Origin of the sequence: Sphingomonas sp. IC-56 (genome assembly GCF_021043375.1) — a bacterium.
GTDB lineage: Bacteria > Pseudomonadota > Alphaproteobacteria > Sphingomonadales > Sphingomonadaceae > Sphingomonas.
This window is the reverse complement of record NZ_JAJNDV010000001.1, coordinates 134274-156417: the sequence shown is the minus strand read 5'-3', so window position 1 is coordinate 156417 and position 22144 is coordinate 134274. Positions and strand designations below refer to the sequence as shown.

General features: G+C 70.0%; 25 protein-coding genes. 6 read left to right on the top strand and 19 right to left on the bottom strand.

Annotated elements, in window-relative coordinates:
- Positions 1-3: 3 nt before the first annotated feature.
- The gene (locus LQ953_RS00815) at positions 4-1410 is read right to left on the bottom strand and encodes a nucleotidyltransferase (RefSeq protein WP_231028554.1); all 1407 of its coding nucleotides are present in this window, start codon (positions 1408-1410) and stop codon (positions 4-6) included.
- 7 nt (positions 1411-1417) lie between these two features.
- A complete protein-coding gene (locus tag LQ953_RS00810; protein ID WP_231028553.1) occupies positions 1418-2404 on the bottom strand; it encodes a CBASS cGAMP-activated phospholipase in 987 nt (328 codons plus the stop codon).
- A 568-nt stretch (positions 2405-2972) separates the two neighbouring features.
- On the opposite strand from LQ953_RS00810, the gene LQ953_RS00805 reads away from it, so the two are divergent.
- Complete coding sequence (locus tag LQ953_RS00805; protein WP_121075362.1) at positions 2973-3182, top strand: hypothetical protein; 210 nt, start codon at positions 2973-2975, stop codon at positions 3180-3182.
- Positions 3183-3220: 38 nt separating this feature from the next.
- Here LQ953_RS00805 and LQ953_RS00800 read toward each other — a convergent pair whose 3' ends face one another.
- The 9 genes from LQ953_RS00800 to LQ953_RS00760 all read right to left on the bottom strand — a co-directional run bounded on the left by LQ953_RS00800 (position 3221) and on the right by LQ953_RS00760 (position 9814).
- Positions 3221-3661, bottom strand: coding sequence for a DUF411 domain-containing protein (locus LQ953_RS00800; RefSeq protein WP_231028552.1), 441 nt, complete (start codon positions 3659-3661; stop codon positions 3221-3223).
- A gap of 58 nt (positions 3662-3719) precedes the next feature.
- Positions 3720-4097 (bottom strand): DUF305 domain-containing protein, encoded by a 378-nt coding sequence (locus LQ953_RS00795; protein WP_231028551.1) that lies wholly within the window; start codon positions 4095-4097, stop codon positions 3720-3722.
- Positions 4098-4145: 48 nt separating this feature from the next.
- On the bottom strand, positions 4146-4862 hold the full coding sequence (locus LQ953_RS00790) for a PepSY domain-containing protein (RefSeq protein WP_121075371.1): 717 nt from the start codon (positions 4860-4862) through the stop codon (positions 4146-4148).
- Positions 4863-4886: 24 nt separating this feature from the next.
- On the bottom strand, positions 4887-5330 hold the full coding sequence (locus LQ953_RS00785; protein ID WP_231028550.1) for a DUF305 domain-containing protein: 444 nt from the start codon (positions 5328-5330) through the stop codon (positions 4887-4889).
- A 35-nt stretch (positions 5331-5365) separates the two neighbouring features.
- Positions 5366-6538 carry a copper resistance protein B gene (locus LQ953_RS00780; protein WP_231028549.1) on the bottom strand — a complete coding sequence of 391 codons (1173 nt, stop codon included), beginning with the start codon at positions 6536-6538 and terminating at the stop codon, positions 5366-5368.
- Positions 6535-8463: a copper resistance system multicopper oxidase gene (locus LQ953_RS00775; protein WP_231028548.1), complete on the bottom strand. Its 1929-nt coding sequence runs from the start codon at positions 8461-8463 to the stop codon at positions 6535-6537. The genes LQ953_RS00780 and LQ953_RS00775 overlap by 4 nt, the downstream gene beginning before the upstream one ends.
- 75 nt (positions 8464-8538) lie before the next feature.
- Entirely contained in the window at positions 8539-9105 is a 567-nt protein-coding gene (locus LQ953_RS00770) for an RNA polymerase sigma factor (protein ID WP_231028547.1), read from the bottom strand.
- Positions 9102-9542 carry a periplasmic heavy metal sensor gene (locus tag LQ953_RS00765; RefSeq protein ID WP_231028546.1) on the bottom strand — a complete coding sequence of 147 codons (441 nt, stop codon included), beginning with the start codon at positions 9540-9542 and terminating at the stop codon, positions 9102-9104. Before LQ953_RS00765 ends, LQ953_RS00770 begins: the two co-directional genes overlap by 4 nt.
- On the bottom strand, positions 9539-9814 hold the full coding sequence (locus tag LQ953_RS00760) for a hypothetical protein (protein ID WP_205494238.1): 276 nt from the start codon (positions 9812-9814) through the stop codon (positions 9539-9541). The genes LQ953_RS00765 and LQ953_RS00760 overlap by 4 nt, the downstream gene beginning before the upstream one ends.
- 146 nt (positions 9815-9960) lie before the next feature.
- Between LQ953_RS00760 and copC the strand changes: the two genes are divergently transcribed.
- Both copC and copD read left to right on the top strand, forming a co-directional pair.
- Positions 9961-10335: a copper homeostasis periplasmic binding protein CopC gene (copC, locus tag LQ953_RS00755; RefSeq protein ID WP_231028545.1), complete on the top strand. Its 375-nt coding sequence runs from the start codon at positions 9961-9963 to the stop codon at positions 10333-10335.
- Between the two features lie 2 nt (positions 10336-10337).
- Entirely contained in the window at positions 10338-11264 is a 927-nt protein-coding gene (gene copD / locus LQ953_RS00750; protein WP_231028544.1) for a copper homeostasis membrane protein CopD, read from the top strand.
- A 37-nt stretch (positions 11265-11301) separates the two neighbouring features.
- On the opposite strand, the gene LQ953_RS00745 is transcribed toward copD, so the two are convergent.
- Positions 11302-12018 (bottom strand): glutaredoxin family protein, encoded by a 717-nt coding sequence (locus LQ953_RS00745; RefSeq protein ID WP_231029216.1) that lies wholly within the window; start codon positions 12016-12018, stop codon positions 11302-11304.
- A 109-nt stretch (positions 12019-12127) separates the two neighbouring features.
- Here LQ953_RS00745 and LQ953_RS00740 point away from each other — a divergent pair, with 109 nt between their 5' ends.
- A complete protein-coding gene (locus LQ953_RS00740) occupies positions 12128-12520 on the top strand; it encodes a MerR family transcriptional regulator (protein ID WP_231028543.1) in 393 nt (130 codons plus the stop codon).
- Between the two features lie 217 nt (positions 12521-12737).
- Here the strand turns inward: LQ953_RS00740 and LQ953_RS00735 are convergent, their stop codons facing one another.
- The 7 genes from LQ953_RS00735 to LQ953_RS00705 are packed head-to-tail and all read right to left on the bottom strand — an operon-like array spanning position 12738 to position 20742.
- Entirely contained in the window at positions 12738-13655 is a 918-nt protein-coding gene (locus LQ953_RS00735) for a cation diffusion facilitator family transporter (protein ID WP_231028542.1), read from the bottom strand.
- Positions 13645-16875: an efflux RND transporter permease subunit gene (locus LQ953_RS00730; protein WP_231028541.1), complete on the bottom strand. Its 3231-nt coding sequence runs from the start codon at positions 16873-16875 to the stop codon at positions 13645-13647. The genes LQ953_RS00735 and LQ953_RS00730 overlap by 11 nt, the downstream gene beginning before the upstream one ends.
- A 3-nt stretch (positions 16876-16878) precedes the next feature.
- Positions 16879-18030: an efflux RND transporter periplasmic adaptor subunit gene (locus LQ953_RS00725; RefSeq protein WP_231028540.1), complete on the bottom strand. Its 1152-nt coding sequence runs from the start codon at positions 18028-18030 to the stop codon at positions 16879-16881.
- Positions 18027-19292 carry a TolC family protein gene (locus tag LQ953_RS00720; RefSeq protein ID WP_231028539.1) on the bottom strand — a complete coding sequence of 422 codons (1266 nt, stop codon included), beginning with the start codon at positions 19290-19292 and terminating at the stop codon, positions 18027-18029. Before LQ953_RS00720 ends, LQ953_RS00725 begins: the two co-directional genes overlap by 4 nt.
- Positions 19293-19346: 54 nt before the next feature.
- A complete protein-coding gene (locus LQ953_RS00715; RefSeq protein ID WP_443026524.1) occupies positions 19347-19682 on the bottom strand; it encodes a hypothetical protein in 336 nt (111 codons plus the stop codon).
- Between the two features lie 47 nt (positions 19683-19729).
- Positions 19730-20098: a DUF3703 domain-containing protein gene (locus LQ953_RS00710; protein ID WP_231028538.1), complete on the bottom strand. Its 369-nt coding sequence runs from the start codon at positions 20096-20098 to the stop codon at positions 19730-19732.
- Positions 20095-20742, bottom strand: a complete 648-nt coding sequence (locus LQ953_RS00705) for a cation transporter (RefSeq protein WP_121075406.1) — start codon at positions 20740-20742, stop codon at positions 20095-20097. Before LQ953_RS00705 ends, LQ953_RS00710 begins: the two co-directional genes overlap by 4 nt.
- Before the next feature lie 81 nt (positions 20743-20823).
- On the opposite strand from LQ953_RS00705, the gene LQ953_RS00700 reads away from it, so the two are divergent.
- Positions 20824-21234: a MerR family transcriptional regulator gene (locus tag LQ953_RS00700; RefSeq protein ID WP_231029214.1), complete on the top strand. Its 411-nt coding sequence runs from the start codon at positions 20824-20826 to the stop codon at positions 21232-21234.
- Entirely contained in the window at positions 21231-22058 is an 828-nt protein-coding gene (locus tag LQ953_RS00695; RefSeq protein ID WP_231028537.1) for a hypothetical protein, read from the top strand. Before LQ953_RS00700 ends, LQ953_RS00695 begins: the two co-directional genes overlap by 4 nt.
- The last annotated feature ends 86 nt before the right edge of the window (positions 22059-22144 follow it).

Genomic DNA, 22144 nt, shown 5'->3' with positions numbered 1-22144 from the left:
AGCCTAGCGGCGCCTGAAGACCCGCTTCATGGGCTTGTTCCTCGGCGGCATCACGCCGCCGCGCACGTTGATCTCGACCCGGCGCCGGCCGATGATGCGGCCCCACTGGTAGACGGTGACGTCCATGGCGTGGTTGCCGTTGTAGGCGGAGTGCTCGTCGGCCGTTAGCTCGGCGCCGGCGAAGTGCCCGATGTCGTTCTTGCTCCAGGCGTCGTGCCCGCGGTTGCGGACGGTCCAGCGCACCGAGGCGCCGGCCGGCAGCTCGTCGGCGTTGATCAGCTCGAAGTGGATCGAGCAGTTCTTCACGATCGTAGCGATGGAGTTCACGCCGTCGCGGACGTAGCTGGCGTTGTCCTTCGAGACGGCCCGGATGTAGATCCGGGGGTCAAAGGTGTAGGCGACCAGCGCCGTGCCCTTGGCGACGGTCGTCTGGCTGCGTTCGCCCTCATTCTCGCCATCGAAGTCCTCGGGCATGGGGAAGAAGTGCTCGAAGGCCTCGGTCCATATCTCGGCGGCGCTCTCCTCGCTGGTGGCGGCGTTGGCGCGTCGTGCGGTGTCCTCGAACTCGCGCAGCCGAGCGACGAGATCATCGCTGGCTTCGGACGTAAGCCTGTTGAGGTTTTCCTCGGTGTCAGCCGGATTGAAAACCGCGGCATCCTCATCCAGCCGGTCGGCGACGGCGGTGATCGTCTTGTCCAGCACGTCGTCATCGTCGACCAGGTCCGATCGGTCGAGTTCGCTAAAGGCCTCGGCGGCCAGGACGGTGAGCATGATCGACGACGGGCGCGCGGCCTCGTCCTCGATCTTCAGCGCCGCCCACATCTTGAAGTAGCAGACGAGACGCCGCAGTTGAGCGCGGTCCCGCGCATCCTCGTGCAGGTCCTTGAACCAGGTGTAGATCGCCTTGGGATCGCTGTCCTCCCATCCGCGCGTCTCGGTCGCCAGCGCGCGCCGGTCGGCGCCGCGGTCCAGATGATAGCAGGGCACGTCGATGTGGAAGTCCGGCTTGAAGGCAATGCGGCAGCACCGCTCCTTCGGGTCCGCAACGCCAGATGCGTCGTTCTCGTCATCGTCGGCATAGTCCAGCAGCGCGTTCTGCACGAGTTCCTTGAACCCCTCGGGCTCATAGTCGCCGTCGTCGTCGTCGCCCACCCATTCGAAGTAGAGGCCGAGGTCGATGTCGAACTCGGCGCCGGATTCCCACGGGCGGATCTGGGTGTCGAACTTGTAAGAGCCCTGGAGCCAGGTGCTCATCGTGTAGCCCGTGTCGTCCTTGAGCCGCGACTTCAGGAAGTCGGCCAGGTCGTTCCAACGCGCCTGCTGTGTCGCGAACTGGTCGCTGGACGGCGTGATGCGCGCGTAGAGCGTCTGGTCGGACTTGGAATGGAACAGGCGTGCGGCGCGGGACATGGGGGCCTCAGATGCTCGCGTTGACGAAGGTGAATGGCGGCGCCTCGTGCGCGAGGAACGCGCGCAGCCGTTCATCCGCGGACACCTCGGCGAACGAGGCGCGCGCGATCGACTGCAGGTTGGCGACCGCGCCTGGCGTGGCCACGTCGAGCGCCAGCTCGCTGCGCTGCTCGTCGGCCTGACGCCGGTCGATGCGCATGTACCGGTCGGCGAGGACGTGCTTCATCATGTCGTTGATCAACGCTTGCTGCGACCCGATCATCACGTCGGTGAGCCGCTGGTTTCTCGTCCATCCCCAGACCCCCATGTCCGGGTCGAGCGAGCTGGACACGGCGAAGTCGGTGGTGGTCGTCCCGACGCTGAGCACGTGAATGTCCTCACGCCGGGCGCCTAGGAACATCTCGGCCTCGTGCGTCGCGATCATGTCGGGCGAGTTCGCGAACATGCCGCCGTCGGCGAAGAGCTCGTCGCCGATCCGGTGGGCTGGGAAGTATGTGGGCGCGGCGGAGGTGGCGAGCGCCACGTCGGCCACCTTCAGACGCCAGTCCAGCACGAAGCGCGGATGATGCCCCGTCTTGAACACCTTGGGACCGCCCTTCGTCAGGTTCACTGACGGGATCACCACGGGCCGGGTCAGGTCCGACATGCGGGTGTCCTTGCCGACGATCTGCTCGACGGTGTCGCGCAGCGGAGCGGCGCCGTAGAGCGGCTTGGGCACGTTGCGCGCGAACCGGAGCAGCGAGGCGATCTTCGTCTTCGGCGCGGCGCCTGGGAAGATCCGCGGTCCATGTTTGATGAACGCGTCGCGGATGTGGCTGGCCGGGCGTCCGGCGGCGAGTCCGAGCGCGATGATGCCCCCGATCGAGGTGCCTGCGATCAGGTCGAAGCATTGGTTCAGCGGCTTTCCCGACCGCTCCTCGAGCTCCGCCAGCACGGTGGCGGTGTAGAGCCCGAGGAACCCACCTCCGGAAAGCGACAGGATCTGAAAGGCCACGCGCACCCCCTGCCTCGAACATAGCGCGAACAGGCTTGGATGCAACGATGATCCGCAAGTTACGGTGGCGGGTGACATCCCCCGACTTCGCGTCTGGCTCGGGCTCGTTCGTCGCCGCATTTAACAGCCAGGGCGTTGTTCGATTGTCTGGGGATCTGCTACGTTGAGACGATGTTCGGGCCGCGTGCACTTTACCGCCTATTCGCCATGTCGCTCGTCTGCCTGCTGGTCGTCGTGCGGGCGGGACCCGCGTGCGCGGGAATTCCGATGCCGACCGGCGCCGCTGCGATGGCTACGGCCGTATCGGACGCGGGTTGCCATGAGCGCACGGCCGGGCGCGCGCCGGACGGACACGAGGGTTCCTCGAAGGGCGAGACGGCTTGCGGGGTGGCCTGTGCGGCCTTGCCGGCAGAACTTGTGCGCCAGCCGCTTCAGCCTGCCGTCGCGGCGGTGACCGCGGCGCACCTGCAGCGCATCGCCGCAGGATTGAAACTGGCCCCAACACCACCTCCGCCCCGCACGTGAGCCGATGATTCGAGCACACGAACAAGAGGTTAGAGGAACACATATGAAGACGATCAAGATCATCGGCGCCGCGCTGGCGCTCACCATCTCGGGCGCTGCCGCTGCAGCCACCGCCGACTGCTGCAAGGACATGGCCTGCTGCAAGGAAGGCGCGGACTGCTGCAAGGACGGCAAGCAGTCGGACTGCTGTCACGGCATGAAGAAGGGCGGCGACCATGCCGGCCACGACATGTCGGGCAAGCCCGCGAAGTGACGTGACGGAGAGGAGCGCGCCCGGCGCGCTCCTCTTTCTCAGTGCCGTGCGAAGACGCGGCGCCCGCCGGGCCCGAATGCGACCACGACGTAGGGCTGCGCCTTCACGCCCGGCATCTCCATGCCGGGCGAACCCATCGGCATCCCCGCCACCGCGAGGCCGGTCACGCCCTTCGGGCGCGTTGCGAGCGCGCGCTTCATGTCGGCGACGGGCACATGCCCCTCGAAGGTCATGCCGTCGATGACGGCGGTGTGGCAGGATGCGAGATCCGCCGGGACGCCGCGCGCCTTCATGAATGCCGGACGCGCGGCATCGTCGACGACCGTCGCGGCCCGACCGAACTGCGCCTTCACCTGCTGCACCCACTTCTCGCAGCACGGGCAGCCCGGGTCGCGGTGCATCAGGACGGGGTCGGCCGCGATGGCGGCCACGGGGATCGCGCATGCGAGCGCGGCGGAGACCAGGTGCGGTAGCTTCATGTCGGACTCCAAGGTTGCACCCCCCGGTCCGTGGGGTCGCGGGGGACGTGATGCCCGCCTACTGCGCCCGCTTTCCGTGCGCGCGCAACCAGGCGTTCAGCTCGGCGACCTCCTTCTGCTGCATGGCGACGGTCTTGGTCGCCATCTGCCGCACCTTCTGGTCGCGGGTCTGCCGGATGACCATCTGCGACATCTCGATGCCGCCGCGATGGTGCTCGATCATCTTCCGGACCCATGTCTCGGTCGCGTCGGCGCCGACGGCGGCCATCATCTTCTCGTGCATCCGCATCTCGGCCGGCGGATAGGGATTGGCAGGCGTCGCCTGCATCGTCATTCCGGCCGCCGGATGGTGGCCGGCATGGCCGCTCTGCTGCGCGACGGCGGTGCCTCCCGCGATGGCGGCGAGGGCGATGGCGCTCAGGACTGCTTTTCTCACACGAACTCTCCAGTTGCCCCGCTCACGCACCATACGCAGGAGCGCCGGCTACCCCTCCGCCCTGCGACGCCTTTTTCTCGGCCAGCGCAGATAGAGAAGGATCGTCCCCGCGATGGCGAGCAGAAGCCCGCCGATGGCGAAGGCCTTCAGCCATGGCGTGTTGAAGTCCTCGTGCTCGCTCCAGTCCATGATGTGGAGCGCCCAGAAGAAGTCGTAGAACCGCCATGTCCCGGTGCGGACGGCGGCGATGCGCCCGGCATCGTCGATGTAGATCCGCGTCGCCTCGCCATCGGCGAATGCGGCCTGCCACGCCGGCAGTCGGCCCTTATACTCGGTGCTGCCGGTGGTGACCCGGGCGACCGCGACGGCGGGCGCAGGCCGCCCCCTGTATGCGGCCGACGCGATGCGGCTCGCCGTCGTCGCATCGATCGCCGGCAGTCGGTCGCCCGTTGCCGCGTCGTGAAGCCGCAGCTCGCCGGATGCGGTCTCGATCTCCACGACCGGGCGGCCGAGCAGCAGGCGATGCCGCGCGCTCCGCAGCGGCGTCCCCGCCGCGATGCGGTCGAGCGGCGCGTAGTCCTGCGCTGGCAGGACGCCCCCGTCCTCGCGCTCGACCAGGTGCTCGCCGCGCACCCGCTCGATCGGCAGCAGGCTCATGACGAGCCCGCTCGTGAACCACAGCAGCAGCTGAACGCCGATTATGAGCGCCAGCCAGCGGTGAAGTCGGCTCGCCCCGATGTGCAGCCGCATCCTCGTGCTTCGCATCCGTCCCCCTCGTGGTCGGGCGCCTCACTGGCGAGCGAGCATGCCCTTCATGTGGTCGATTTCCTGCTGCTGCGAGCGGATGATGTCCTGGCACAGCGACTTCAGCTCGGGGTCGCGCAGCGACGCCTCGCGGCACATCAGGATCGCGCCCGAGTGATGCGGGATCATCGAGCGCAGGAAGGCCGTGTCGCCGATCGTCGTCTGGGTGCGTATGAGCGCGAAGCTCGCCACGAACACCACCGCCGACCCGACGAGCAGGGCGGCGTTTGCCCGCTTCGACGGGAACATGTGCGGCATGGCGATGATCATCAGCACGACCATCGGCGTGACCATCATCAGCGCCATGTAGAGCATATTCAGGTTGTTGAAGAAGCTCGACAGGCGGTCGATCATCACGAACATGACGAAGTACATGATGATGCCGCCCACGAGCGACTGGACCGCGAGGTTCACGTAAGGGTTCTTCATGGCGTCACTCCCTGTTGCCCCGCTCTCCACTCCGCTCAGAACCAGGCGCGGATCCCCGCGACGAGGCTGAAGCCGCCGGTGCCTTCGCCCGCCGCGCGGCTGTATCGAGCGGTGTCGCCGAACCTGCGCTCCCAGGACACGCCGACATAGGGGGCGAACTCGCGCCTGATCTCGTAGCGCAGGCGCAGCCCGGCCTCGGCGTCGGTCACGCCCGATCCGATGTTGCTGGACGGCACGTCCTGCGCCGACAGGTTGAGCTCGACGCGCGGCTGCAGCACGAGCCGCTGGGTCATGCGCTGGTCATAATAGCCTTCGAGGCGCCCGAGCACATCGCCCCTGTCTGACAGGAACAGCGCGCCTTCTACGTCGAACCAATATGGCGCGAGGCCTTCGAAGCCGACCGTCGCGTAGGTCCGGTCCGGGCCGCGACGGAAGTCCTGCCGGACGCCGGCCTGCAGATTGAAGTAGGGTCCGACGGCGCGGCTGTAGAGCGCCTGCACCTCGCCCTCCGCGTCCTCGCGGAACGTCCCTTCGCCCTCGCTCTTGATGGTCAGCCGGTTGATGTCGCCGCCATACCAGAACTCGCCGTCCCATCTGTAGCCGTCGCGGCCGTCGCGGAACTGCACCTCGGCGAGATTCAGCATCAGCTGCGAGAACGACATGCCGCCATGCTCGCTGCGCAGCGTGGCGCGCGCAGGCGCCATCCCGTCGCGGCCCCAGACGCGGTCGGCGTAGTTCGCCTCGGGCGCCGCGGGCGCCGGCGCGTTCCCGGCGGGCAGCGCCGTGCCGCCGGTGGCCATCGCGGCCGGGGCGGCGGCGGGCGCGACGGCCTTCGACGTGCAGTGCCCCATGGCCGCGTGCTCGGGCGGACAGTCCGGATCGCTCGCGGCCGCAGCAGCAGGCGCGGCAGCCGCGGGGGGTGCAGCCTGTTGAGCCGCCGGTGCCGACGCCTTGGGCGTGCAGTGACCCATCGCCGCATGCTCGGGCGGGCACGACGGATCGACCGGCGCGGTGGCGCGTGAGGGCGGTGCCGAACGCTCTGCCGGGCGCGCGGGCGCCTTGGCCGCCGGCGTCGGCCTAGCAGCCGGCTTGGGCTTGGCCGACTTCGGCTTGGCGGCGGCGGGCATCTTGCAGTGGCCCATCGCCGCGTGCTCGGGCGTGCACTGGGCGGCCGATGCCAGCAGGATGGCGCTGAGGACGAGGCTCATTTCGTGTCTCCATCGCGCGGGCGGACGGAGACGACCTGCATCATGCCGGCGTGCATGTGATAGAGCATGTGGCAGTGGAACGCCCAGTCGCCGACGGCGTCGGTGGTGACGTCGAACGTCGCGGTGCCGCCCGGCTGGACCTGGATCGTGTGCTTGCGTGGCGCATACTCGCCGTGGCCCGTGACGAGATCGAAGAAGTGGCCGTGCAGGTGGATGGGGTGGCCCATCATGGTGTCGTTGACCAGCGTGATGCGCACCCGCTCGTCCTTGAGGAACGGGATCGGCTTCCTGACCTCGCTTAGCTTCTCGCCGTCGAACGCCCACATGTAGCGTTCCATGTTGCCGGTGAGGTGGATGCGCATCGCCCGGTCGGGCGCGCGCACGTCCGGATTGCGCTCGACCGCCATCAGGTCGGTGTAGACGAGCACCTTGTGCGCCACGCCCTCGAGCCCCTGGCCGGGTTCGCCCATGCGGTCGACCGGCATCGGCGAGATGGTCTGCACGGTCGGCGTCTTCTTGACCTCCGGCGCCACCGAGAAGTCGCGCATCGAGTGCTTCATCCCGCCCGAACCGTGGTCCATGCCTGCATGCTGGCCCGATGCCGCGGGCGGAGGCGTCCCCGTCGCCGGTGTGGGCGTGCAGTGGCCCATCGCGGCGTGCTCGGGCGGGCACGCGGCGGCGGTGGGAGCGACGGTTGCGCCCTGACCCGTCGCGGAATGGTCCATCCCCGCCATCGCGCCGCCGGAAGTGGCCGCGCCGTGGTTCATCCCGGCCATCGAGCCGCCGGGACCGTGGTTCATGCCGCCCATGTCGCCCATGCCCATGTCCTTCATGTCGGCGAGCGGGCGTCGGCGCAGCGGTGGGACGGCGGCGGCCATGCCCTCGCGCGGCGCGAGCGTCGCGCGGGCCATGCCCGACCGGTCGACGCTCTCGCCGACGATCGTGTAGGCGCGCTCGTCGGAAGGCTGGACGATGACGTCGTAGGTCTCGGCGACCGCGATCTGCATCTCGTCGACGGCGACCGGGCGGACCGGCAGGCCGTCGGCCTGGACGACGGTCATCCTGAGGCCGGGGATGCGGAAGTTGAAGGTCGTCATGGCCGAGGCGTTGATGATGCGCAGCCGCACGCGCTCGCCGGGGCGGAAGAGCCCAGTCCAGTTGTCGCGCGGGCCATGGCCGTTGACGAGATAGGTGTAGGTGCTTCCGGTCACGTCGGCGACGTCGGTCGGGTCCATCCGCATGGCGCCCCACTCGCGACGCTCCTTCGCCGACTGGTCCTTGCCGGCGAGCAGCCCGGCCAGCGTCTGCTTCTGGAAGTTGAAGTAGCCGCCCTGCTGCTTGAGCTTCTTGAAGATGATGTGCGGGTGCATCTGGCTGTGGTCGGACAGCACGATCACGTGCTCGCGGTCCGAGCGGATCGGGTCGTCGCCCCTGGGGTCGATAACGATCGGGCCGTAGTGGCCCAGCTGCTCCTGCAGGCCGGAATGGCTGTGATACCAGTAGGTGCCCGACTGCACGATCGGGAACTCGTACGTGAACGTCGATCGCGGCTTGATGCCCGGGAAGCTGACGCCGGGAACGCCGTCCATGTGGAACGGCAGGATCAGCCCGTGCCAGTGGATCGAGCTGTCCTCGTCGAGTGCGTTCTCGACGTGCAGCCGCACGGTCTGGCCCTCGCGCAGCCGGATGAGCGGCGCAGGGACCGTGCCGTTGATGCCGATCGCGTGGCTCTCGCGGCCGTCGATGGTCATCATCTGGTGCGCGATGCGCAGGGTGATGTCCTCGCCCGACACGGTCGGAAGCGGCTTCACGATTCCTGCGGACACCGACTGCGCCCAGGCAGGCATCCAGGCGGACAACGCCAGCCCGCCGCCGGCGAGCGTGGCGCCGCGCAGCAGGCGTCGGCGGTCGATGGTGGCGTTCATGAGGGCTTTCGGTTCTCGGTTGAGCGGACAGTGCTTGTTACGCAATGGCGGGGCACACCCCTCGCCAGTTTCGGATCAGCGGCCGAGCATTTCCGCGAGGCGGGCGCGGGCGCGCCTGATGCGGGTTTCGACCGCCTTTTCGCTGATCGAGAGCAGGGTTGCCGCTTCGGCCTGGCTGAGACCATCGACCGCGCACAGGACCAGCGGCTCGCGCTGGGACGCTGGCAGCTGTGCGACGGCGCGGGAGAGGCGCGCAAGGTCCGCCCGGTCTGCCGCTTCGGCATCCGGGAGCGGTCGGTCGTCGGCGTGCAGGTCGGCGACCTCGTCGAGCGGAGTGGCCAGACCGAACAGCCGCCGAACGGCTCGGCGCCGCCCCCAGTCGCGGCACTTGTTGAGCGCGATGCGCGCGAGCCACGCCGACATGGGCCGGTTCGGATCGAAGCGGCGGAGCGCGCCGTGCGCGGACGCGAACGTCTCCTGCACGAGGTCGAGGGCCTCGTCAGGATCGGCGACGTTGGCGAGGATGAGGCGGTAGACGCGCTGGCGGTGCCTTCGCATGATCTCGGTGAACGCCTCGTCGTCCCCGCCCGCCGACAGGCTGGCGAGGTCGCCGTCGGCGAGTGCCGCCAGGTCCGCCCTCACCGGGCGCCGGTGGTCAGCGACTTCGTGACCGCGCGGTCGAACGCCGCCCTCTGCTCCGGGCGCAGCACCTCGCGCATGGCGAACACGTGCGTGAGCGTCGCCTTCTGCAGCTCGCCCATGGCGCGGTGCGACGCGTCGACGGCAGCGGCCACCTTGGGTCCGTTCCCGTGCTCGGCCTCGATGGCGGCGGCGAGCCGCGCGTTGTCGGCGCGGAGCTCGGATTCCAGCGATTGGCGCCTGCCGGCGAATTCACGCTCGAGCTGCTCGATCCTGGCTTCCTGATCGGCGTCGAGCTTGAGGTCGTGGTGCAGCAGGGCGTGCAGCTCGGACGTCTGCGCATGCCGCGCGGGGATGATCACGCGGCCGACGAACACGCCGCCGATCGCGGCGAGGAAGGCGACGACGGCGACCAGCGCGGTCCAGCGTCCGCGCGTCATCGGTCGGCGAGCAGCAGCGTCGACGGCGCGAGCGGGCTCGCCACGCCGAAGGGATCGATGGGGGCGGCACTCGCGGGCGACGCCGCGGAGCCGGCGGTCATGGTCCCGAGCATGATCGCACCGACCGCGGCGAACGCGACGGCGCCGATGCCGGTCCGCGCGCTCGTCCGGTTCGCCCGCACGCGGTTGAACACGGCCGCCTCGATCGAGCGCAGTCCGGGATGCTCGTCGTCGGCGACCCGGCGGAGCGCGGCATCGAGATCGAGGTCCATCTGGTTCTCCATTCCGTCTTATACGGGCTGGTTGCTAGCAGCCCTCGCCGATGGGCGCAGTCGCGAAGTGCGACGCCGCCGCGAGGGGGCGAGCGGCGCCGCGCGTATTGGTCGAAGATCCCCCTGATCTCACGATGGAGTCGAAGATGCGTTTCCAAGCTGTCGCCGCCGCTGCCGCCCTCATGGCGATCGGGGCGCCCGCCATGGCCCATCCCAAGCTGGTGTCGGCCAATCCGTCGCCGAACGCCACGGTCGCGCCGACGGCGCGGGTGCAGGTGACCTTCACCGAGGCGCTGCTGCCCAAGCTCTCGGGCGCGGACATCGTGATGACGGGCATGCCAGGCATGGACTCGCACCCGCCGATGAAGATGCCGGCGAAGATCGGCGTCAGCCCTGACCGCAAGACGATGATCCTGACGCTGGCCAAGCCGCTGCCCAAGGGCACATACCGTCTCGACTGGCACGGGGTGTCGGCCGACACGCACCGCGTGAAGGGCAGCTACGTCTTCAAGGTCAACTGACCGTGGACTGGGCGGGCGTCGCCGTCCGGTTCGCGCTGTATCTGGACCTGATGCTCGCCTGCGGCCTGGCCGCCTTCGCGCTGACCGCGCCGGCAGGGACCGGCAGGGCCATGCCGCTGCGCACGGTGCTCGTCGCCTTCGGGTGCCTGGGTCTCGTCCTGTCCGCGGGCGGTCTGCTCGTCATGACGGCGGCAATGGCCGGCACCACGCTTGGGCAGTTCGACCGCGAGACGCTGACGATGATCGTCGACGAGACGCCCTATGGCGCTGCCTGGACGGTCCGGATCGTCGCGCTCGTCCTGGCGATCGGATCTGCATCGACCATCCGCGGCGCGGAGCCCGCATCGACGCGCATCGCGGCGTCGGCGGCCGCCTTCGCGCTTGCGGTCGCCACGCTGGCCTGGGGCGGCCACGGTGCGATGAGCGAAGGCGCTCTAGGGTTTCTGCACCTGGGCGCGGACATCGCGCACCTGCTCGCGGCGGCGGTCTGGATGGGATCGCTTCTCGGCCTCGTCCTGCTCGTCGCAAGACCGGGGGCGAGGATGGACGCGGGGCATCTCCATCTGTCCTGGCGCGCGCTTGATGGCTTCTCGCGGACGGGCACGGCGGCGGTGGCGATCATCGTCGTCACGGGGATCGTGAACGGCTGGCTGATCATGGGGCCGGACGCCGTGCCGGACCTTCCATCGACGCTCTACGGCCAGCTGTTGCTGGCGAAGCTGGCCACTTTCGCCGCCATGGTGGCGCTGGCCTCGCTGAACCGGTTCCGGCTGACGCCCGCCCTGGGCTCCGTCGCGTCGTCCGGTGCGGCGGCGCGGGAGCTCGGCGCGTTGCGGACGAGCCTTGCGTTCGAGGGCACGCTGGGGATCGCGATCCTGGCGCTCGTCGCATGGCTGGGCACGCTGGAGCCGGGCGCGGCGACCGGGTGACGGTGCGGGCGGCCGCGCGGCGACCGCCCGCAGGCCCTCACATTCCGCCGATGCCGGTCAGCATCCAGACGGCCATCGCGATCATGCCGAGGTTCTCGGTGAGCGAGACGAATCCCAGCGGCACGTTGGACGAGCCGCCGACGCATGCGCACTTGAGTTCGCGCCTGTCGATGTAGACGGCCTTGAAGACCGACACGGCGCCGACCGTGCCGATGAACAGCGCGATCGGGATCGAGAGCCAGTCCAGCGCACCGGCCACCATGAGGACGCCGGCCAACCCTTCCGCGAAGGGGTAGACGTATCCGTAAGGGACCCAGCGCTTGGCGAGCAGGTCGTAGTTGAGGAACATCGTCGAGAACTTCTCGACGTCCTGCAGCTTGAGCAGCGCCAGGATGGCCATGCTGAAGCCGCCGAACCATTGCAGCGCGTGGAGCGTGAACGGCGTGCCGAAGGCGGCATGGCTCGCCGCCAGCGCGAGTAGCGCGGTCATGGCGAAGAGCGCGATGACCGGACGGTAGCTGGTGGCGCCGGGTTCGGCGACGTGCATTCCGAAGTGCCGCCGCAGGTCGTCGTATCCGCCGATGCGCTCGCCGCCGACGAACACCTGCGGCGTGGTCTTCACGCCGTGCTCGGCCTTGAAGGCGTCGGTCTCGGCGCGCGTGGTGAGGTGGTGGTCCTCGACCTCGAAGCCCTTGCGCCGGAGCAGGTCCAGCGCCTTGAGCCCGTAGGGACAGGTGTGTTCGGGCATCACCATGCGGTGAAGGACGGCGGTGGGAAGGGTCGACACGGGTGCGCTCCTCGTTTGCGGTTCAACGGCACCCGGCCCATATGGGGTCCGTAGCATGGTCCGGAGTCAATACCCGATGTCGACGTTCACGATCGCGAGGTTGGCGGAGGCCGGCGGAGTGGGCGTGGAGACCGTGCGATACTATCAGCGGCGGGGTCTGCTGCGCGAACCCGAACGGCCGGGCGGCGGCGGCTTCCGCAGCTACGGCGACCCGGATGTCCGGCGTCTGCGCTTCATCCGCTCGGCACAGGGCGCCGGGTTCACATTGGACGAGATCGGCGAGCTTCTCGAGCTGGACGCGATCGATGACAGGGCTCGGGCTCGTGAGCTGGCACGCTCCCGGGTGGCCGCGCTCGATGCCCGGATCGCGGAACTCCAGGGCGCCCGTGCGGCGCTGGCGCGGCTGGCCGACGCCTGTGCCGGCGGCTCCGCCGGGGCCTGCCCGATCATCACCGCCTTCGAGCCGTGATCACCTGCGCCGCGGATACGACCGCCACGGACGCTGCGACGGCGTGAGGGTGAGCCCCAGCACCTGCGCCCGGCCTCGCAGGCCGTCGATCGTCCTTCCCATCTCCCGGGCGATCTGCGCCGTCTGCTGGCGCGACTCGAGGCGGACGCGGAGTTCGGCGTCGTCCTCGTCCGTCCACCGGCGCGGCGCCCGCCGCGCCGCCGGCGGCTCCTCGTCGTCAGCTATGGAGATGCTCGCTCTCCTCGCACGCCTCGCCCGGTCCCTCGGTCTGGATCGTCGCGTGCTCGATGCCGAACCGCTCGTCGATGAGCTCGGCGACCGCCTTGCGGACGATGTCGGCATCGGCGCCGGGTGCCAGCGTGATGTGCATGGTGCAACTGACGTCGTCGTTGGACATCGACCAGACGTGCAGGTCGTGGAGCCCCGCGACGCCGGGGACGGCCGAGACCGCCGCCCGCACCTCGACCAGCCGCAGGCCAGACGGCACGCCCTCGAGAAGCACGTTCGTCGTGTCGCGCAGCAGGACCCAGGTCCGCGGCAGCACCCACAGGCCGATCGCCACGGCGACGATCGGGTCGATCCACGTCCAGCCGGTGAACTTGATGGCGAGCGCGCCGATGATGACGCCGACCGACCCGATCATGTCCGCCCACACCTCGAGATAGGCGCCCTTGACGTTGAAGCTCCCGTCCTTGCCGGCGGTCAGCAGCCGCATCGAGATCAGGTTCACGACGAGACCGATCGCCGCGACGATGAGCATGCCCCACGACTGCACCGGCTCGGGATCGGTGAAGCGCCGGACCGCCTCGACGAACACGTAGATCGCGATGCCGAACAGCAGGATCGCGTTGAAGGCCGCGGCCAGGATCTCGAAGCGGCGGTAGCCGAACGTGCGGCGGTCGTCAGGCGGACGCTGCCCGATCCGGATCGCCATCAGCGCGATCACCAGGGCGGCGACGTCGGTGAGCATGTGGGCGGCGTCGGACAGCAGCGCGAGGCTGTTGAAGACGAAGCCGCCGACGACCTCCGCCACCAGGTAGGTGGACGTGAGCGCGAGCGCCCAGCCGAGCATCCTCGCGTTCGCGCCGGCCGTGTGGTCGTGGGAATGACCGCCGGCTCCGTGATCATGCGCCATGCGTCCGGGCTCCTTCGATGTCGGTGGTCTCGAAAGTCGGTGCTGTCTCGATCCGCCGCTGGCCGAAGCGGGCGTAGAGCGTCGGCAGCACGAACAGCGTCAGCAGCGTGGCCGAGATCAGCCCGCCGATGACGACCGTCGCCAGCGGCTTCTGCACCTCGGCCCCCGCGCCATGACCCAGCGCCATCGGCACGAAGCCGAGCGAGGCGACGAGCGCCGTCATCGCGACGGGCCGCAGGCGCGCCAGCGCGCCCTCGCGGGCGGCCGCGGCCCGGTCGAGGCCTCGGGCCATCAGGTCCTGGATCGCCGACAGCATCACCAGTCCGTTGAGCACCGCGACGCCCGACAGCGCGATGAACCCGACCGCTGCGGAGATGGAGAACGGCATGCCCCGGAGCAGCAGTGCGAGAATGCCACCGACCAGGGCCAGCGGCACGCCGGTGAAGACGATCAGCGCGTCGCGGACCGAGCCGAGCGCCCCGTAGAGCAGCAGCATGATGACCGCGAAGCAGATCGGCACCACGACCATCAGCCGGTCACGCGCCGACGCCAGGTTCTCGAACTGGCCGCCCCATTCCAGGTAGGTGCCCGGCGGCATCTTCACCCGTGCGCCGATCGCCGCCTGTGCGTCCGCCACGACGCCCGCGACGTCCCGGCCGCGCACGTTCGCCTGCACGACGACGCGGCGCTTGCCGTTCTCGCGGCTGATCTGGTTGGGGCCGTCGACGATCTCGATGTTCGCGACCGTCGACAGCGGCACGAACCCGCCCTCGGCCGTGGGCACGGGCACCTGCGCGATGGCGGTGAGGTCGGAGCGTGCCGACTCCGGCAGGCGGATCACGACCGGGAAGCGCCGATCCCCCTCGAAGATCATGCCGGCCTCGCGACCGCCGATCGCGGCGGCGACCGTGTCCTGCACGTCACCGGCCGTCACCCCGACCCGCGACATCGCGGTGCGGTTCGGCCGGATGTCGAGCATCGGCAGGCCCTCGGTCTGCTCGACGCGCACGTCCGTCGCGCCCTGCGTCCGGCGCAGCACGCCGGCGATCGCCTCGGCGGTCGCGTTCATCTGCGCGAAGTCGTCGCCGAACACCTTGACCGCGACGTCGCCGCGCACGCCCGCGATGAGCTCGTTGAAGCGCATCTGGATGGGCTGGGTGATCTCGTAGTTGTTGCCCGGCAGGGTCGAGAGGCGCTTCTCGAGCCGCTCGACGAACTCGGCCTTGCCGAGGTTCGGGTCGGGCCACTGCTCCCTCGGCTTCAGGATCACGAAGGTGTCGGTGATGTTCGCCGGCATCGGGTCCGAGGCGATCTCGGACGTGCCGGTCCGCGAGAACGCGAACTGGACCTCCGGCTCCTTGGCGATCGCCTTCTCGACCTGCGCCTGCATCGCCTGGCTCTGGTCGACCGACGTGCCGGGGATGCGGATCGCCTGGACCAGCACGTTGCCCTCGTCGAGCTGCGGCAGGAACTCCTGGCCGAGCGTCGTGAAGGCGACGGCCGACAGCGCGAGTGCGCCCACCGCGATGCCGAGCGTGGCGTTGGGGCGGCGCAGGGCGGTGTCGAGTCCCGGCTCGTACCGCCGGCGGAGCGCGGATATGATCCGCCCCTCCTTTTCCTCCACCCGCTTGCTCAGCCAGATCGCGATCGCGGCGGGCACGAAGGTCAGCGACAGGACGAACGCGAAGACCAGCGCGATGATCACCGTCAGCGCCATCGGCTCGAACATCTTGCCCTCGACGCCCGTGAAGGTGAGCAGCGGCGCGTAGACGAGGATGATGATCGCCTGGCCGTAGACGGACGGGCGGATCATCTCGCGGGCGGACGCCGCGACGATGGCGAGCCGCTCGTTCAGCGGCAGTGGCTCGTCGCGCCCGTGCTGCGCCTCGGCCAGCCGCCGCAGCGAGTTCTCGACGATGATCACGGCGCCATCGACGATCAGCCCGAAGTCGAGCGCCCCCAGGCTCATCAGGTTGGCGGACACGCCGGCCTGCAGCATGCCGATGCTGGTCAGCAGCATGGTGATGGGGATCACCATCGCGGCGATCAGCGCCGCGCGGAAATTGCCCAGCAGAGCGAACAGCACGACGATCACAAGCAGCGCGCCCTCCGCGAGGTTGCGCGCCACGGTGGCGATGGTCGAGTTGACCAGGTCGGTGCGGTTGAGCACCGGCTTGACCACCACGTCGACCGGCAGCGACGGCCCGATCTCCTCCAGTCGCTCCGACACGCCCGTCGAGACGGTGCGGCTGTTCTCGCCGATCCGCATGACGGCGGTGCCGACGACGACCTCGTGCCCGTTCTCGGACGCCGAGCCCATGCGCAGGCCCTGACCGGTCCTGACCTCCGCCACCTGGCTCAGCACGATCGCCACGCCTTCGCGCGTGGCGATTACCGTCCGGGCCAGTTCGTCGGCCGTGCGGACGCGGCCGTCCGCGCGCACCGACAGTCCCTCGCCGTTGCGGTCGACGACGCCTGCGCCAGCGCTCGTGTTGTTGCGCTCGAGCGCGGTGGCGAGGTCCTGCAGCGTGATCTTCATCGCCGCCATGCGCTGGACGTCGGGGACGACCAGGTATTCCTTGGTGTAGCCGCCGAGCGAGTCGATGCCGGCCAGGCCGGCGGTGCCCTTCAGCTGCGGCGCGACGATCCAGTCCTGCACGGTGCGCAGGTAGGTCGCCTTGTCCGCCTCGCTGACGAGATGGTCGCCTTCGGGGCTGATGTAGCTGCCGTCGGGCTGCAGTCCGGGCTCGCCGCTCTTGTGGTTGACCTTGTCGAGCTCGCGGTATTCGACCGTCCACATGAAGATGTCGCCGAGCCCGGTGGCGATCGGTCCCATCTCGGGGTTCACGCCCTCGGGCAGGTCCTCCTCGGCCGTGCGCAGGCGCTCGGACACCTGCTGGCGCGCGAAGTAGATGTCGGTGCCCTCGTCGAAGACGGCGGTGATCTGGGCGAAGCCGTTGCGGCTGAGCGAGCGGGTGTATTCGAGGCCGGGGATGCCGGCGAGCGCGGTTTCGACCGTGAATGCAACCTGCTTCTCGACCTGGTCGGGCGAGAGGGCTGGTGCGACGACGTTGATCTGGACCTGGTTGTTGGTGATGTCGGGGACGGCGTCGATCGGCAGCCGCTGGAGCGCGAGCATGCCGGCGATGGCGGCGACGGCGGTGAGCAGCAGGACGAACCAGCGCCGCTCCACCGAGAAGGTGACGATGCGGGCGATCATGGGTCAGTCCTCGTGCTCGGCTTCGCCCTTTCCGAGCTCGGCCTTGAGGGTGAAGGAGTTGGTGGACGCGATGCGTTCGCCACCGTTGAGACCGGCCGTGACGACGACCTGGCCGCCGTTGCGCCGGCCGAGCGTCACCGGCACGGCCTTGAAGCCGGTGGCGGTGCGCACGAACACGTGCGGCTTGTCCTCGATCATCTGGACGGCGGCCGAGGGCACCGCGACGGTGCGGTCGCCGCCTGCCGGCACGATGATCGACGCGTTGACGGTCTCGCCCACGCGCCAGGTGTTGCCGCCGTTGTCGAGGGTCGCGATGACCGGCACCAGCCGGGTGGTCTCGTCGAGGACCGGCGACACGAACGTGACCCGTGCCGCCTGCCGGCGTCCGGGACCCGTGACCTCGACCTGCGCGCCGGGCTGCACGCGTCCGGCATCGGCCGGAAGCAGCGACATGGCGACCGAGACCTTCGAGAGGTTGGCGATGCGGAACAGTTCGGCGTCGGCGGCGACCGTCTGGCCGAGGGTGGCCGAGCGGGCGATGACCTGCCCGGAGATGGGCGAGCGCACGGTGACGCGGTTGAGCGCGCCTCCGCCGCCGCCCGTCGCGGCGAGCTGCTGCTGCGCGAGCCGCAGGGCGATGTTGGCCTCGGTCGCGGCGGTGCGGGCGGCGATCAGGTCCTGCTCGGGCGACACGCGCTCCGCGAACAGGCGCTGCTCGCGGCGGAGGTTGGACTGCGCCAGCGCCGCGCGGGCGCGCGCCGCCTCGATCTCGCCCTTCAGCGATGCTGCCTCGCGGCTCTCGATCACGGCGAGCACGTCGCCGCGCCCGACCGGCTGACCGAGGTTCCTGGTCAGCGACACGAGCCGCCCGCCGATGGCGGCGGACGCGACCTGCACGCCCTGTGGATCGCCCTCGATGGTGGCGCTCACCTCGATGGCGCCGGCTACGCCGCCTACGGTCGGGCGGACGACCTCGATTCCGGCCTCGGTGATCTGCTGCTGCGTGAGCGTGACCACGCCTTCCTCGGCGTGGCCTTCCTCGGCCGCGTGCTCGTCGGCGGCGTTCTGGGCCGGCGCGTCGGTGCCGCCGCCGCAGCCGGCGAGCGTCAGGGCGAGGGTCGCGGGGACGAGCGCCCGCAGGATGGTCTTCTTCATGGCTGGACTTCCGTGTTGACGGGCGCGCGGGCGGTGAGCCGCTCCAGGCGTGCCTTGGCGTCTTGGTAGGCGGCGAGCGCGTCGATGGCGGCCGACCGGGTCTGGGCGAGCGTGCGCTCCGCCTCGAGCAGGTCGAGCTGGCCGAACTTGCCCTCGCGGTAGCCGATGCGGGCAATGCGGGCGGCCTCCTGCGCCGCCGCGAGCGCCGGGCCGTTTGCCGCTCGCGCGTTCGCCTCCGCGTTGGTGAGGTCGGTCTCCGCCGTGGCGATCGCCTGCTGCGCGTCGAACAGCGCGACCCGCCGCAGCGCCTCGGCCTGCTCTCGCTGGGCGCGGGCGGCGTCGATGCCCGCCCGGCCGTTGTTGAACAGCGGGATCGGAAGGCTGACGCCGAACACCGCCGCCACGTCGTTGGTGGCCTCCAGCCGGCGGGCCCCTGCGCTCAGCGTCAGGTCCGGGACCCGCTGGCTCCGGGCCAGTCGCACTTGGGCGTTCGCCGTCGCGAGCTCCGCCTCCGCGGCGGCCAGGGCCAGCGTCCTTTCCGGACTGGCGGGAAGCCTCGGGCCGACGCCGGCGGCGACCCTGTCGAACCAGCCGAGGTCGAGCGCGCCGGGTTCCCGCCCGACCAGGCGGGTAAGGTTGGCGCGCGCGAGCGCCGCCGCCCGCTCCGCCTGGGCGAGCGCCGTGTCCGCGTTGATGCGCGCGACGTCGGCGCGCTGCTCCTCGAGCGGCGAGGCCCGGCCGGCGCGGACGCGCACGTTCGCCGCCCTCAGTCCCTCGATGGCGATGCGCTGCTGGTCGCGCGCGATCAGCAGCCGGCGCTCGGACGCCACCGCCTCGTTGTAGGCCTGGGTGACGCGGAGCCTGAGATCGGCACGGGCCGTCACCACCGCCAGTCGGGCGCGGGCGGTCTGCGTGTCCGCCACTGCTATCCGCGCGGAGCGCTTGCCGCCGAGCTCCAGCGGCAGCGACATGCCGACGGTGGTCTCGGCGCCGCGGATGCCGCTGTATGCGCCCGTGCCGACGACGTTCTCGACCTCGACGTTGACCGAGGGGTTGGGCCGCTGCCCGGCGACGCGGCGCTGGGCCTCGGCAGCCCTGACCCCGGCGTCCGCCGCACCGATTCCCGGCGCGTTGGCGCCAGCTAGGTCGAGCGCCTGCTCGAGCGTGAGCCCGTCCTCCGCGGTTGCCGGTGGACTGGTCTGCGCCTGCGCGGACGATGCGCAGACGGATGCGGCCAGCGCGGCCGCGATGATGCGATGCATGTGTTGCTCCTGACGTGGGATGACGGCCGCCGGGCTCCGGCGGCGCGGCGCACGTCAGGCGATCGGCGGTCTCAGCGTGGAGTCGGCCTGCGCCATGGCGAGTTCGGCGCTGTCGCCGGCCATATGCTCGCCGGCGCTCGTCAGCGGGGCGGCTTGTGTGATCCGGTCGAGCGGAGCGGCGACATGGTGGCCGTGGCAGCCCCCATGGTGGTGGGGGTATCCCTTCTCGGAATCGGCGGGCACCTGGTCGGCGTCGCCGTCGACGTGGCCGGCGACTGCGGTCGCTTCGACGCCCGGGATGCACATCTGCTCGTTCGCGTGCGCGGCCACACCCAGCCCCATGGAGGCGAGGAGCGCGAGGCTCATCAGAAAGCGCAGCATGCGTGACACCAGGGACGCCATAGCACCGTCGGACGCACGTGTCAGCGACGGACCGGTCACGGCCTGGTCTCCGCATCGACCGCGGCGCGCAGGTCGGCCGGGATCGGCATGGCCTCGAAGGCGCTGACGTTGGAGCGGCCCGTGTTGCCGACCGGTATGCGACCGGTCAGCGAGCCGATCGGCGCCAGCGCCAGCCGCAGCGTCTGTCCGGCGACCTCTCGCAGGTCGCCCGTCCGAACGGCGTAGCCGAGCATGGTCCAGTGCACCCGCAGATGCAGCGGAAGATCGGGCTGCGAGAGAATGTGGGCGCGCTCGAGCGCCCACCACGCTGCACCGGTGTCCCCGATGGCGGCCGACGCGTCGTGGCGCTCCAGTTCGAGTCCGACGAGTTCATGCCGCCTGGACTTGGCGAGGTGCGTCATCATGCTGCTCCGCTCTGCAGGACGTTGGCCCGGCGGCCGCCGCTCAGCTCGGCGCGCGCCTGCCGGATGATCTGGACGCCGCCCGAGATGCCCAGCGCGGCCATGATCCCGGCGACGATCAGGTCTGGCCAGGCGGTGCCGGTGCCGAACACGCCGGCGGCGGCGAGCACCACTGCGACGTTGCCGATGGCGTCGTTGCGCGAGCAGATCCATACCGAGCGCATGTTCGCGTCGCCGGTGCGAAAGCGATAGAGCATCAGCGCCACGGCGGCGTTGGCGACGAGGGCGGCGACGCCCACGACGCCCATCACCTCGGCCTCGGGCATCCGACCGTGCCAGACCGCCCATAGCGTCGCGCAGAGCACGTAGATGCCGAGGGCGGCGAGCGTCGCTCCCTTCAGCAGGGCCGCGCGGGCCCGCCAGGCGAGCGCCATGCCCGCGACGCCGAGGCTGATCGCGTAGTTGGCGGCGTCGCCCAGGAAGTCGAGCGCGTCGGCCTGGAGCGCCTTCGATCCGCCCGCGACGCCCGCCGCCATCTCGGCCACGAACATGGTCGCGTTCACCGCCAGCGCGATCCACAGCGCGCGGCGCCACGACGGGCTGTTGTTGGGGTCGGGCTTTCCCGATGCGCAGCTGCTGCAGACCATTTCCACCTCGTGCGACTCGACGTGGATGGGTATATGGACCCTGTAGCAACTACAGACTCAAGGGGTTTTCTCGTGGCGAACCTGACCATCGGTCGCCTGGCCGAAGCGACGGGCGTGAAGGTGGAGACGATCCGCTATTACGAGCGGGCCGGCCTGATCGCGCCGCCGGCGCGCACCGCCGGCAACTATCGTGCCTATGCGAGCGACGATCTCGACCGGCTCCGCTTCATCCGCCGGACGCGGGACCTGGGGTTCACGCTGGAGGAGGTGCGCGCCATGCTCGATCTCGCGGCCCAGCGGGACCGTTCGTGCGGGACCATCGACGCGATCGCCACGAAGCATCTCGACGAGGTGGATCGGAAGATCGCCGATCTGCAGGGGCTGCGGCGCGAGCTGTCCGCCATCATCTCGAGCTGCGCGGGCGGCACGGTCGGCCAGTGCCGGATTCTCGAGGCGTTCGCCGAGCCGCATGCCCGGGATGCTGCCGCATGAGTTCCGGTCTCGAACGCAAGCCGGAGACCGCACCCCCGAGGCTGGAAGGGCTGGAGCGCGACGAACGCGTCGAGGCCATGGTCGGCTGGTTCTTCGAGAACTTCGAAGACCCGGGAGCGCACACGCCGCACGACAGCAGCGAGGGCGGGTTCCAGTATATCTGGGGCGGCCCATACGATGCGCTGGACCAGATCGGGTCAGCCTTCCCGGATGCGGAGCAGGACGAGATCGAGGAGGCGGTGGACGAGGTGCAGGCGGACGGCACCTACGACTGGGCACCGTCGGACCGCCGCATCCAGCCCGACGACCTGGAGGATCCGGACATGGATCTGGACGGCGGCCTGGAGCTGGACGGAGGCGCGGCACCGGAACCGCTGGCGGATCGGCTGGCCGTCCTTGGCGAGCAGCTGGACCGGATCGAAGGGCACGTGTCGGCGCTGCTGAAGCTGCGCACGGAGGAGACCGGCGGCCTCGCGGGCATCGGCCACAACCGCCCGCCGGAGGACGTCGACGGCGAGATCGACCTTCATGCCGTTCAGGAGAGCATCGAGGATGTTCGTGCCGAACTGGCCAAGCCAGCGCGCGAGGACGACGCGGACGCCGAGAAGCTGGCTCGCGCCGAAACCAGCTTCCGCCGGTTCTTGGCCTGGGTGAAGCAGCAGGCCGCCGAGGCGCCTGGCAAGTTGGTCGGCGGAGCGATCGCCGCAGCGGGCGGGCTGATGTTCAAATACGCGGTGGAGCACCAGGACCAGATCCTCGGCGCGCTGGAGCCTGCGATCTCTACGATATCGTCCTGGGCGGTGGCGGTGCACGCCTTGTTCTGAAGCTCGGGTTGGCCGGCGGCTTGCACCCCGCCGGCCGCCCGGCCGGGCGACGTCCGGGCCTTCCACAAGCCCGGGCGTCCGGCAAT